Source organism: Nostoc sp. ChiQUE02 (assembly GCF_034531305.2).
GTDB lineage: Bacteria > Cyanobacteriota > Cyanobacteriia > Cyanobacteriales > Nostocaceae > Nostoc.
On record NZ_JAVRBN020000018.1, the window covers coordinates 39,907 to 53,553 of the forward strand.

Consider the following 13,647-nt stretch of genomic DNA (forward strand, 5'->3'; position numbering starts at 1 on the left):
ATTGGCGATCTTGTAAAAGATTGTTAAGAATACAGAATTCGAAATTCAGAATCAATTGGATACTGTAATTTTCCGGTAAGAAATGGAGATTTAGGAGGCGGGCTGTATGGATGCTGATGAACTTCTCAAACGCTATTGTGCAGGAGAGAGAAATTTCACTCAAGTAAGCCTGCACTTAGTTAACCTCAGCGAGGTGTGTTTAGCTGGAATCAATTTGGATCGAGCTAACTTAGCTAACGCGACTTTATCACATACCAACCTGCGCAAAGCAAATCTGATTGAAGCAAATTTGACTGCGGCGGCTCTCTGGAGAACCGACTTCAGTGGAGCAAATTTGATTTTGGCAAACCTCAAAGCTGCTAACTTGATACGGGCAACTCTCAGTCAGGTGGATTTGCATAAGGGAAACCTTGTGAAAGCAGACCTGCGTTTAGCAGACTTGCGTTATACCAATCTCAGTGGTGCAAACTTGGCTGGAGCAGACTTGCGTTATACCAACCTCAGTGGTGCAAACTTGGCTGGGGCAAATCTCAGTGGTGCAAACCTCACTGGGGCAAACTTGAGCAATACAGACCTGAGTCATACCAATCTTGCCAAAGCTATTTTGTACAAAACTGATCTAAGTAACGTTGATTTCACAGAAGTAGACCTGACCGAGGTCGATCTGCACCACTGCTTATTTAACGGAGTTAGCCTAACTGAACGAAGCTTAATCGAAGCGGGTTGAGCGTAGCTACGAACTAATTAAAAATCCAAAATTTAAAAATCAGTCTTTCATTTTGAATTCCTAATTAATTAGATGCTGAGTGCAATTATTACTTTTTTCCTCAGCACTCATTATTCAGCACTATTTCGGTTAAGTCCTGCCAATTTTTGCTGAAAGCTCATTTTTCAAGGCAGTTTCAAATCTCTCTACTAATGAATGTCTCAAATTCTTTATTGCAAGATTTGTGCCAAGTTCTACCACATCTACAACCTCAAATCTATTTCAAGTCTTCGCTGGCGGCTCTTTCCCATGCAATTGAAGATTTGATACTAGCAGGGACAGACCAACCTCTGGTGATTGCTAATTTTCAGCAAGAGCGCTTTTACCGCCAGGAGATTTCTCGCTATGAAAAAATTGCTCAGTATACAGACCAGGTTTATGTATTGGCTGCACCAGAGACTGACTTTGGTAATGCTTCAGCCCCTTATGCAACCATCGCTTTTGCCCCTGATGACGAATTAGCTCAGGAATGGCATTTGATTGTGATTGGTCGGCAATATTCAGCGTGTGTGGTTTGTCGAGAACACGCTTCACCCATAGATTCAGCATCGCTAGACCAAGCAAGACAATTTCAAGGGATTTGGACATTTGACCCCCAGGTTAGTATTCAGGCCGCCCGCCTATTGTTAGAGCGGATTGTAGCTTATCGACCAGAATTAGCCCCTAAAATCAAGCAGGCTCAGAGACGTTATCGGCTGTTGCACGAATCGCAAGTGCAGGCATCAAGAAGTAAGGTAGTAGAACTTGACTTGAGACTATTTGTCAATCGCCTCGTTACATATCTACAAGCCAGTCAATACAAGCTGCTGAAAGCATATAGCACGATCGCCAGCAAGGAACGTAAAGAGCGCCTGAGTAATGCGATCGCCACTGCTATTCGCCACTCTTTTAACCCAAACGAGATTCTCACTATTACTGTTACAGAATTAGGTCAAGTCTTTAGCCATTGCCGTTGTCTGCTTTATCGTTATCAATCAGATAGTCCCAAAGAGCCAATTGCTTATGAGTCAACAGCTGCTGGATTGCCTTCTTTAAAGGGGGAAGTCTGGTCATTGGCAAGTCATCCGCTATTTCAAACTGCTTTGGCGCAAAGTCAAAGCAATGGCGAAAATCAGTCAGAAAATATAGTTATTGCCGATATTACCCAGGATTTAGGCTTACAATCCCATCCAGATTTAAAAGCGCAACTGGTACGCTGGCAGGTCCGTGCTTGCTTGTTGGTGCCGATCCACTATCAGGGGATTTGGGTGGGAATGCTGGAACTGCACCATCCAGAGGCGCATTTGTGGACAGAGGATGACGTAGCTTTAGTAGAGGCGATCGCTACCCAAGTTGGAGTTGCTTTGATGCAGGCACAGGCTTATAGCAACCTGGAAACTCTCAATCGCCAACTGGTAGACTTGGAACGCACCCAAAGTAACTTGATTGCGATCGTCGGACATGAACTGCGTACTCCTTTATCTACCATCCGCGTTTGCTTAGAAAGTTTAGTTACAGAACCGCAAATGCCGCCAGAGTTACAGCAGATGATGCTGCAAACTGCTTTGGAAGATGCAGATCGTTTACGTAAACTAATCCAAGATTTCATCACCCTATCTCGCTTGGAGAGTGGATTGATGCGCTGGCAACTGGAGCCAATCTCTCTAAAAGAATATCTAGATTTAGCCCTCAGTGGACTCGAATCGCATCAGAAATTACCTAAAATTGTTGTAGAATTGCCCCATTACTTACCCCCAATCCAGGTAGATGGAGAGGGATTGATTGAAGTTTTGACAAAGCTACTCGATAATGCTTGTAAGTTTACCCACAAGACTGGAGAAGTCATTATTCGCGCTCACATTCTGAATTTAGAAGAAGTTAGAGGTGAGCCAGCCTTGGGGAATATTCTGAATAAAGCTGTGCTAAAAGTCACAATTGCAGATACAGGTCGAGGTATTGAACCGAGTCGGCTAGAAGCTATATTTGAGCGCTTTTATCAGGAAGAAGGATTTTTGCAACGGACCGTGGGTGGAAGCGGACTTGGTTTGGCGATTTGTCGCCGGATTATCGATAATCTGGGAGGGAAAATTTGGGCTGAGTCTCTGGGTAAAGATCAAGGTAGCAAGTTTCATTTCACGGTTCCAGTTGCAGTGCCTATTACTTAATCTACAAGAGTAACTTTTACTGAATTTATGGGAATAATACAACTGTCGTCCCAGTAAAAATTCAGTAGTAATGACAATGCCCTATACAGAAAGAGCATTACTGGAAAGTTTAATTGTTGATAATGAAGACTTAGAAAAACTGGAATTAAAACTCGCTCAATTTAATATTTTTGAAGCGATTGGTGTAGTACATCAAGAATTACGTCATTCAAATTTTTTAGCATTTCTGTTAAATCCATCTGAAAACCATAGACTTGATGATATTTTCCTCAAGCGATTTCTTAAGCGAGTGCTGTTAGAAGAGTATGAGCCTATAGACGAAAAGTATACAAAACTTAGTCCCGTTGATATAGATATAGCTAATTTTAAAGATGCTGATGTTAGACGCGAGTGGCAAAATATTGATATTCTCATACACTCTCCGCGCAATAAATTAGTATGTGCAATAGAAAATAAAGTTGACGCCGGAGAAGGTATAGATCAATTAAAAAAATATCAAAAGATTATTGAGCAAGAATTTAAAGATTGTCGAGCAATTTTAATTTATTTAACTCCAGAAGGTGATCTACCTTCTCAGAAACATTGGAGAATATATAACTATTCTAAAATAGCTGAGATAATCGATAGCATTTGTATAAGTTATAAATCTACACTTGGTACAGATATTTATACATTAATGACTCATTATTCTACATTAATTAGGAGACATATTGTGAGTGATTCAGAAGTCGCTGAACTCTGCCGTAAAATATACACTAAGCATAAACATGCTCTGGATTTAATTTTTGAGCATCGTTCAGACTCAATCCTGAAGATAAAGTTTAGCGATCGCATCAATCTTACCTTACAAAGAGCGATCGCTCCTGCCAAAAATATTAATTTGGTACAATTTTATACTGGTGATTTTGGCCTTATGTTAAGCAGACGTACGTTGATGCGATCGCACCCCACACAGCACTAAACTAGAAAGTAAGATGCTCAGGATAGCTTATGAATACTGTTACAACCACTTTACCTTCTATACTCAAGTTGAAAATCGACTTAACTGATGATCAATTTTTCGAGATGTGTCAGAAAAACCGCGATTATCGATTTGAGCGTACTGTATCAGGGGAATTATTAATTATGCCACCTACAGGTAGTGATACTGGCAGACGTAATGTTAAACTTACAACCCAACTAGATATTTGGAACTCTGAGAGTAATTTAGGCGAAGTTTTTGATTCTTCAACTGGTTTCACCCTACCTAATGGTGCAGAACGTTCTCCTGATGCTTCTTGGGTGAAAATTGAGCGATGGAATGCTTTAACCCCAGAACAACAAGAAAAATTTGCCCCGATTTGTCCTGATTTTATAGTAGAGTTGCGTTCTCGTACTGATTCATTGAAAGAATTGCAAGAGAAAATGCAGGAGTATATCGAAAATGGCGCTCAATTAGGCTGGTTAATTGATAGGAAAAACAAGCGAGTAGAAATTTATCGTCCAGGTAAAGATGTAGAGGTATTAGATAATCCTGCTAGTTTATCAGGAGAAAATGTACTACCTGGATTTGTATTGGATTTACAGCAGATTATGTAGCTTTATCGATTAGGATACACATGGCGCATTTCAAAGCGACTTTGTTCCCAAAGTGGTAGCAAAGCCTGTTTAGCAGCATTTAACTGAGCTTGTGAAAAAGAGATTTTCCCATTTTCTATAATCCAAATAAATGTCCGAGTGATTAAATCTGCTTTGAAACTATTTTCGTATTCACTATTATTTATTCTTGCTACTTGTTTATCTAAGCAATCTATAGCATATTTAAAAGTCAAGTTTTTCCAGTCTTTGAAATTGTTAAAATTTTCTTCTTGCGTATTTTTCCACTCAACCTTACGCAAATTTACTATAATATAGTCTATGCCTGTTATGGAAGAATCTGTATTACGCAATAAATTTGTATAGGCCTGGTAATATGGTTTTAAGAGCGAAGCAGTAATATTTTCCATATAGATATGTAGCCAAGATTGTATGTCGCGAAGATAAGGTACTAAATCTCTGATATTATCAATTTCTTTAATGGGCATACGATAGCTTGTATAATTTGTTATTTTGGCTAGCAATTCAGCTTCAGATAATTGAATTTTTCCTGAGTAATAATTAATAATTTTTGGAATATATTTCTCTAATAACCACTGTTTGGTATATCTAGCTGTCCAGGTTCCCCGTATCCCTATATCTTGCTGCCATAAGCTAATTTTACCTGTTTCAATAGATTGTAAATTAACATCATTTAGCTCGTAGATTATATTAATTTGATTATTAGCCAGTAAAGATAAGTCTCTATCTAATTTTGGGTAGATAAATGTATGGTCGCGAATTCCTCGACTTACTCGAATGGATATATCTTCTCTATGGAATAAATGCCATTCTGACTTGCCTTTAGTATAATCAAATTCATTAGCAAACTGCTGCATTAACTCCCATAATTCTTGTCTTACAGAAAAAAGGATAAAACCGCGAATAGATGAAAATTTTATAAATTCAAAATTCCAAGTTTCTAAAGCATTCTCAAATTCCATTATTAAATTTTGATATTCTTGGCAAACTTCATCAACACACAAACACAAGTCTATTGCTTCTAAGTTCGACAAAATAACCGTTGTTTGACCTAAATTTACTTGGAAGGTCTTTTTATCCAACTGTTTCAAAAAACGACGACATTCCCAATCTGTCTGGGTGTGTAACCCAGTCATTAATTGACCTAAAATATCTTGATGATTTAAGTGAATTTTTAAACCTCTCAAAAGAATACTACTGAACTCTATTTCACAATCGCCTTCTCCAAAAGCTTTGGGTAAATTACAGGCGATCGCTACTTTTGGTTTCACAACAACTAAGCGGTAGCCTTGTCGCATTATAGAAGGCTCAAAATCATATTTTTCTAAAATATCCTGTAAATCTGGATGGCGTCTGATGAATCTTTCTATTAAGTTATATTTATTATGTATTAAAAAACTTGCTGTATTTTTATCAAAACTTTTAAATAAATCAAAGTTTAATTGATTATAAAAATTTAAGGCAGTATTATTATTTTTTAGCTGATCTATGTTTAGATCAAATAGCAATTCTTCTTTATAGTAATGTAGACGTTTATAAACCTTGATTTTATATCCATTAGAGACTATAAAAAACAGTGCGTTAAAATGATTACTATAAAATTTAGTTAGCTCAATAGCATCATTTAATTTAGTTTGATTTGGTTCTATTACTTTAATAAAAATCAGTGATTTATCTGGATTTTGCTGCTTAATATCATCTGTTGTAAAATAAATATGAGCAGTTTCGTAATTTCTATCATAGTTTCCTGATTTATTTGTTGTCAAAGGGTATTCACGATGACATTTATCTGGAAAGCAGAGATAGTGAAACATTGGCAAAATAAACTTTTCTTTGACATCATCTGCATTTTGTAAAACATGATGGTCAAAACCTTGTATCCATGTAATGAATTGTTTAATTGACTCTGGAATAGTCATTAGATAATCTACCTGCTTGGATAAATTTGCTATGCCTTATTTTGTTCGTGTAACTAGCAATTTATCAAGTCAGTTTGGATTATATGGTGATTGTAGATACTTTACTAACTTTAGAAATACCAAATGTAGAAAAGTATTAGTATGGAAATCTAAATTATAAATTTAAGGGACGGGCAAGATGCCCATCCCATAAAATCATCAAAATCATTCTGCAAATATGCAACGCCCTTTTTTTGCTATAAGAGGCGCGAAAATCAACTTTAAACCAACGCTGCTATTTTCTCTAGCAAGCTTTGAAACAACCTCAAGCCATCACTACCACCCAGCATTGCGTCTGACGCCCTTTCTGGGTGCGGCATCATCCCCAACACATTGCCCCGACGATCGCAAATCCCGGCAATGTTGTTCAGTGAACCGTTGGGATTCTCTCCTTCATAACGAAACAAGACTTGCTCGTTATCTTCAATTTCTGCGAGAGTGGCTTCGTCAGCGTAGAAGCGCCCCTCTCCGTGGGCAATAGGCAAAGTGATAACTTCACCAGTGCTATAGGCTTGCGTCCAAGGGAGATTAGTACGCTCAACTTTCAAGGGGACGCGATCGCAAATAAAATGCAAATCCCGATTTCTGGTTAATACCCCTGGCAAAAGTCCAGCTTCAGTTAATACCTGAAAACCATTGCAAATGCCGAGGACAAACTTACCCTTTTGGGCGTGTTCAATAACCTGCTGCATCACGGGTGAAAAACGCGCGATCGCACCGCAGCGTAAATAATCACCGTAACTAAAGCCACCAGGGATGATCACGACATCCAAATCAGCAATATCTGTTTCTTGATGCCAAACCATGCGAGTTGGTTGTAAAAGCAAATCTCTAGTTACATAAGCAACATCGCGATCGCAATTAGAACCGGGAAAAACAACAACACCAAATTTCATGATTAGTCAATGGGAGTGGTAGGGAGGCAGGGGGGAGGAGGGCAGGGAGCAGGGAGCAGGGGGCAGGGGGCAGGGAGCAGGGGGCAAAGGGGCAGGGAGCAGAGTTTTCCCCCCTGCCTCCCACACCCCGCCCCTCTGTCTCTTTTCAATGCCCCATGCTCAGTCGCTAAAAGACCCCAGTTTGTGTTTCGACCTCAATCAAATCAAAGCGATAATTTTCAATTACGGGATTTGATAGCATTTGGTCACAAATGCGATCGAGGTCTTGACGCGCTTTCTTCTCATCAGTCGAGGTGATGGTGAGTTCAATGTACTTGCCAATCCGCACCTGGTCAACGTTCTCGTATCCCAGTTGCTTAAGACCGGATTGTACAGCCACACCAGCGGGGTCTAAGACTGAAGGACGAAGGGTCACGAAAATTTTGGCTAGATACTTGGTTTGCACGGGCTTTTGCTGAATGCTGCGATCGCTATACTATAACTTTCTGTTCCAACTGAGTGAAAATAAGATTACGAAGCCGTTAAAGTTAATTGATCGATTAACCCATCTAACAGCTTCAACTACAGTGGCATATTTAAATAATTGTCTATGAGAGCCATACGCACCCGCAGTCAAGAGCGTATTTTCAACCTACTGAAAACCATCAAAAAAGGCATTTCCGCCCAGGATATTTACGTAGAACTACGTAATACCAATCAGAGCATGGGTTTAGCGACAGTTTACCGCTCTCTAGATGCCTTAAAACTAGAAGGCATAGTACAAGTGCGGAATTTGGCTAACGGTGAAGCCCTTTACAGCCTAGCACAGCAAGACAAACACCACCTTACTTGCTTGCAATGCGGTGTCTCAATTCCAATTAATCAATGCCCCGTTCATGACTTAGAAAACCAGTTAGAATCCAGCCATAAGTTTAAAGTTTTTTACCACACCCTAGAGTTTTTTGGGTTGTGCAGTCAATGCCAGGTAAATCAAGCTACTGGGATTAGTCAGTAGTTATACTAATTTTATGAGGCGAATAAAGCGTGTTTTACTTCTGAATTCTGAATTCCGACTCCTGAATTCTGCTGTAATAAATGCTTTATTCAAATAAAACTTAACCAACTAAATACATTTGCAACTGTTAATTGCCAATTCTCCAAAGCACTCAGAACGGGTAAAATATCTTGTTTTTCTTTTAATTCTGGTAATTTATTGGGTTCAAAAATCATGATTGACTCATCAGCCGAATCTAGCAACCAACCTAGCTTTGCTCCATTTTGAATAGAAAATGTAATTTTGCTGATAACTCGATTGGGTGATTGTTCCGGTGAGAGAATTTCAATTATCCAATCTGGGGGAATTTCAAATTTATTCGCAATTCTACCTTTTGCATCAAGGGGAATTCTTTGCCATTCAAACACAGCAATATCCGGTATTATTGAACGACCTTCAAATGTACAGCGTAATTCAGGAAAGGCATAAGCAATTTTTTGCGGTTTAGCAATCTCATTAATAGCTGTGACTAAACTGCTTTGTAAAGTGCTGTGTTCTCCTTGTGGCATAGGTTTCTGGTAGATTAGTCCGTTAAAATACTCGTTTGCTGGTTTTGTCTCTGGTAGTTGTAAGAATTTTTCTAAACTTAGTCCTGTAGTTGGCTGAAGAGATAATGTCATAATTTACAACTTATCAAAACTTGATTATTTCATTTCTAGAAGAATGCGACAATTTAGTGCAATCGCATTCTCATCATTAGCCATTGTAATCTTATCAAATAGATCGGATGAAATATTAGGTGATGCCTATAACGAGCTACGCCTAACATCTATTCTCCATCCTCCATTGCACCTAAGACTTTGAGGGCGGCTTTTTCGGATGAGGTTAAACCTTTAATACCTGTGGTATTCATGCGTTCGTAAGGTCGTTCTGGTATCAAAGTTTTTATGCAATTCTCCGTTTTTACATCCCAAAGTTTTATTGTTCCATCTTCGCTACCGCTAGCCAGAATTTTTCCATCGGGACTGAATGAAATAGATACTACCCAGTTACTATGTCCTTCCAAGGTTTTGAAACACTCACCTGTATGAAAATCCCATAACTTTACTGTTCTGTCGTGACTGCTACTCGCTATAATTTGACCATCAGGGCTAAATGTAACGAACCTCGCATCGCTCCTATGCCCTTGCAAAGTTTTGATGCATTCGCCAGTGTTTATATCCCACAGCTTTACAGTTTTATCGTAGTTACCACCACCACTTGCTAATATCTGCCCATCAGGATTAAAGCTAAGTGACCAAACCCAATCAATATGTCCTTCCAAAGTTTTGATGCACTCAGCAGTGTTTATATCCCACAGCTTTATCCTACAGTCTTCACTTCCAGTAGCTAACAAATTACCATCAGGACTGAAAGCTATAGATTTTAGCCAAGGGGAAGCTGTATCTCCTTGTAAAATTTTAGTATGTTCACCAGTAGAGATATTCCACAACTGTATTGTCGTTTTGTCAGCTAAAGCCAGGATTTGCCCATTGGGACTAAATACAGTAGGTAAAATCCAACTATTGTTTGCCTCTATAGTTTTTACACACTTACCATTATGTAGATTCCAAATTTTTACTGTTCCATCTGAACTTCCACTAGCTAGTATTTGCCCATTTGGACTAATAGTAGTGTACGTTACCCATGCTTTGTGACCTTGTAAGATTTGGAAGCATTCGCCTGTATTAATATTCCATAATCTCAATAGAGCATCATTGCTACCACTGACTAAAGTCTTACCATCAGGAGTAAAAGCAACGCACAACACTAAATGATGATACCCTTGCAAAACTCGAAAACATTCATCAGTATTAATGTCCCAGAATCTCACTGTTTGATCATCACCTGCACTGGCTAAGACATTATGTTGTGGGTGAAAAATGACAGAACGTACCCAATCAATATGTCCTTTTAATATTTGAATGCACTTTCCAGTTTTTGCATCCCATAGTCTTACTGTTTTATCTGCGCTTCCAGTTGCTACTATTTCACCACTCTTATTAAATGTTACTGACCATACTGTGCCAGTATGCCCCTGTAAAATTTGTATACATTCACTAGTATGAACATCCCAAAATCGTGTTGTACAATCGCCAGCGCTGCTAGCAAGGATTTTACCGTCAAAACTAAAGTTAACTGACCTGACTTTCTTAGTATGACCGTGTAAAGTGTGGAGACATTCACCTGTGTTAATATTCCACAACTTTACTGTTGAATCTCCACTGCCGCTAGCTAGCATTTGACTATTAGGACTAAAAGCAACAGAATATATCCTATCAGTATGACCGTATAAAGTTTGGAGACATTCATCTGTGTTAATATTCCACAACTTTACTGTTTCGTCTTGGCTACAAGCTAGCATCTGGCTATTAGGGCTAAAAGCAACAGAATAAATCCTGTCAGTATGCTGGTCTAAAGTCTTAATGCATTCACCTGTAAGGATATCCCACAACTTTACTTTGAGGTCTTGACTACCACTCGCTAGCATTTGACCATCAGGACTAAAGGCGATTGTTCGTACCCAATCAGTATGTCCTTCTAATGTTGAAAGTCGTTTACAATCTACAAACCGCCATAAGTGAATTTCACCATTAGCATCTGCTGTAGCAACAATCTGTCCGTCTGGGCTAAATGCTATTGACAAGACAGTACCTAAGACTTTTGTAAAAGTAGAACTGCTCAGATTAGCCCCAGCAAAATCAACATTATGCAAAATAGCATTCGTAAAATCTGCTCCCTTAATTACTGCACCACTAAAATCTCTTCCTCGTAATGCAGCCTTATTTACCTTCACTAAAACCGTCGCCGCATTCCCCCCGACATAACTCACTTCATCCTCACTTTTCCCCCGCGTCCCCTCGATAATCTTGATAACTGACTCCTTAGCCTCAACATCAACCATCCCCACCAGTAAATCTATTACCGCTTTCGTCAAAGGTGCTTTACCAAAAGTCTGCCTCAACTTCTCCAAGGACTCACTTACAAATCCCTTCAATACCGCAGATGGTAAAATCTCCCCAGCCGCATCTACCTGACGACTGAAATAAGAAGACCAACTATAATCAACAGGCGCAACATCATGATTTACCTGGAACCGCACCTGCGCCAACTCTGTAAAATCACTAGCTAACACCCCCAACTCTGCTGCAAATTTATATGCGACAAAAAACTCTAACAGCGACCGATGCGCCGGAGTATAATCACCATCAGCGTTGCGGATGAGCATTGTTTGCCCCATCATGTCGTAATGCCAGTGGTCTAAATCCTTCTCTTCCTGCACCACTGAACCAAATAACCGCCGAATTCTGTCAGGGAAAAGCCGATAATTGAGGCTCATTTCGTCTGTAGACAGCATTTCCCAAGAAAGTTCGCACAAAAAGTATAGCTTTTCTGCCAAAGAAGTAAAGGTGCGATCGCTCTTAATATCTCGTTCCATTTTCCGCCGCACCGCATACAAGTAAACCCGCGACATATCCACAGGTTTACCCGCCTCAATATCTGGCAAAGCTTCCAAAATTAACTCAGTCATCACCGGACGACGGGCTAAATCCAATAATTGCGGATTTCCCATTACCTGTTCAACTGTTGCAGTTTCAGTTTGGTGCGACAACACCAGGCGAATTTGCTCGTCGTTAAATTTCTCCAGTTCCAGCACTTCAAACTGCGGTGTTTCCCCTGTCAGTTGCTTGGTAGATGCTTGCAACTCGGCATTGAGTAAAGCACGTCCTTCCTTCGCGTCGGGAAAATGTTCGGTGCGACAAGTCAAAATAACTTTTGCACCGGGAACCACAACTTTAGCCAGTTCCCAAAAGTTATTAATCATCTGCTGACGGTCAACTTTTGCTGCCATTTCGTCAAAACCATCAAAAATTAGCAGCACTTTACCCATGCGGTTCAACTGGTCAAATACTTCGCTAGTTAGACGAATATTATGTTGTGTAAAAAAGAACCCCGCCAAAACGTTCTCGACATTTATCGCTTTGGCAAAATCTCGCAGCGTAATCACCAAAGGCAAGCGGGGACGTTCAACACCGCGTTTTTGGGCATCTCGGTAACGTTGCAATGCCACCCAAGCATAGTGGAAGGCAAACCAAGTTTTCCCCGTACCAAATTCTCCTAGTATAGAAATATGCTCTTTGGCGGGATCGTCCAACCACATATCAATATAACCATCAATCCAACCATCGCGATCGCTATAGTGACTGATGCCGATACGCTGTTTAGTATCGGGGTCAATTTCCTCTTTTGTGCAAGCTAAAGGAACGTATTTTGTATCTATTTGCCGGCGGATAATTTCTGCTTCTAACCAATCGAGATAATCGCTAAAATCAGCATCCTGGTCAATGAGTTCGTCAAAAGTGTAACAACCTAAGTGGCGATTTTCCTCTTTTTCTACCTCATTCCGCGCCGCGCGTGCAATCCGTCTGGCTGTTACTAACCAACCTTCATCAGTTCTCTGCTGCTCCACAGAAGAACGCAAAACAGCTACATCTTTGAGTCCAACTTCTCCCTCAATTCCCCTGATTAAGATGCGGTCATATCGGTTACGCCGGGTTGGCACATTGATAATCCACTCAAAATATGAATCGCCCCAAATTTCATACTTTTCAAAGCGATAGCCCAAGGTTTCAAACCAGCCGCGCATTTGTTGAGCTAAAGCTATGGCTCGACATTTATTTTCACTAAATGTTTCGGCCTCCAGCAGTGCGGGTAAATTTTGTGCAGCCAATCGCGCTATTTCTGTACGAATACCTTCTAGTGTCGGCAACCTATCGAGTAATTCTTGGATATTTGCAATGCGTTTTTGCAAAGAGCCAATTTGTTGACTCATTAGTGTATCTGCTGGGTTGCGAGTGCGTTTAGCAACTTCTGCAAAAACAATATAAAATGCGGCAACTTCGCGTCTAATGTCAATTCCCAAAGTTCTAATGTCATCACCCAATGAGTATGCATCAAGCCAAGCATCAACCTCAGAAAGCAAAATTGAGGGGTTATTATGGTCAAATGCTTTGCGGAAAGCCAGTTTTATTGCTTCTTGGCGAAAAAGTTCTAAACAAGGCTTGGGTTTCCCAACGCCGTACTCTACCAGTGCATAAGCATAAACCCCACTAAAATCTGCTGGTGGATGCTCCGGGTCGAGATTAAACTGCTGAAGTAATTTAATTACAGTCTCATTGCGCTGAATTTTTTCCTTAATTAAAGGATTCGCGATCGCAATAATAGCGTTGATGACTTGTTCTGGGTTAATTATCATTAGTCATTAGTCATTGAA

The 13,647-nt window shown here is 39.9% G+C and carries 10 protein-coding genes; 5 read left to right on the forward strand and 5 right to left on the reverse strand.

The features are described from left to right. Nucleotides 1-106 precede the first annotated feature (106 nt). The 4 genes from RM347_RS19315 (at nucleotide 107) to RM347_RS19330 (ending at nucleotide 4,488) form a co-directional block, all read left to right on the forward strand. On the forward strand, nucleotides 107-727 hold the full coding sequence (locus RM347_RS19315; protein WP_322721267.1) for a pentapeptide repeat-containing protein: 621 nt from the start codon (nucleotides 107-109) through the stop codon (nucleotides 725-727). Nucleotides 728-918: 191 nt separating this feature from the next. Beyond that, a complete protein-coding gene (locus tag RM347_RS19320) occupies nucleotides 919-2,910 on the forward strand; it encodes a DICT sensory domain-containing protein (protein ID WP_322721268.1) in 1,992 nt (663 codons plus the stop codon). Nucleotides 2,911-2,986: 76 nt separating this feature from the next. Then, nucleotides 2,987-3,871 (forward strand): PD-(D/E)XK nuclease family protein, encoded by an 885-nt coding sequence (locus RM347_RS19325; RefSeq protein ID WP_322721269.1) that lies wholly within the window; start codon nucleotides 2,987-2,989, stop codon nucleotides 3,869-3,871. A gap of 29 nt (nucleotides 3,872-3,900) precedes the next feature. After that, the gene (locus RM347_RS19330) at nucleotides 3,901-4,488 is read left to right on the forward strand and encodes a Uma2 family endonuclease (RefSeq protein WP_322721270.1); all 588 of its coding nucleotides are present in this window, start codon (nucleotides 3,901-3,903) and stop codon (nucleotides 4,486-4,488) included. A gap of 2 nt (nucleotides 4,489-4,490) precedes the next feature. Here the strand turns inward: RM347_RS19330 and RM347_RS19335 are convergent, their stop codons facing one another. The 3 genes from RM347_RS19335 to purS all read right to left on the reverse strand — a co-directional run bounded on the left by RM347_RS19335 (nucleotide 4,491) and on the right by purS (nucleotide 7,805). Next, nucleotides 4,491-6,425: a hypothetical protein gene (locus RM347_RS19335; RefSeq protein ID WP_322721271.1), complete on the reverse strand. Its 1,935-nt coding sequence runs from the start codon at nucleotides 6,423-6,425 to the stop codon at nucleotides 4,491-4,493. A gap of 260 nt (nucleotides 6,426-6,685) precedes the next feature. Further along, on the reverse strand, nucleotides 6,686-7,360 hold the full coding sequence (gene purQ / locus RM347_RS19340) for a phosphoribosylformylglycinamidine synthase subunit PurQ (protein ID WP_322721272.1): 675 nt from the start codon (nucleotides 7,358-7,360) through the stop codon (nucleotides 6,686-6,688). A gap of 166 nt (nucleotides 7,361-7,526) precedes the next feature. Beyond that, nucleotides 7,527-7,805, reverse strand: a complete 279-nt coding sequence (gene purS / locus RM347_RS19345; RefSeq protein ID WP_322721273.1) for a phosphoribosylformylglycinamidine synthase subunit PurS — start codon at nucleotides 7,803-7,805, stop codon at nucleotides 7,527-7,529. Between the two features lie 144 nt (nucleotides 7,806-7,949). Here purS and RM347_RS19350 point away from each other — a divergent pair, with 144 nt between their 5' ends. Further along, complete coding sequence (locus tag RM347_RS19350; protein WP_322721274.1) at nucleotides 7,950-8,354, forward strand: Fur family transcriptional regulator; 405 nt, start codon at nucleotides 7,950-7,952, stop codon at nucleotides 8,352-8,354. A gap of 89 nt (nucleotides 8,355-8,443) precedes the next feature. Here the strand turns inward: RM347_RS19350 and RM347_RS19355 are convergent, their stop codons facing one another. Continuing rightward, complete coding sequence (locus RM347_RS19355) at nucleotides 8,444-9,013, reverse strand: Uma2 family endonuclease (protein WP_322721275.1); 570 nt, start codon at nucleotides 9,011-9,013, stop codon at nucleotides 8,444-8,446. A 149-nt stretch (nucleotides 9,014-9,162) separates the two neighbouring features. Continuing rightward, on the reverse strand, nucleotides 9,163-13,629 hold the full coding sequence (locus RM347_RS19360) for an NACHT domain-containing protein (protein WP_322721276.1): 4,467 nt from the start codon (nucleotides 13,627-13,629) through the stop codon (nucleotides 9,163-9,165). Between the last annotated feature and the right edge of the window lie 18 nt (nucleotides 13,630-13,647).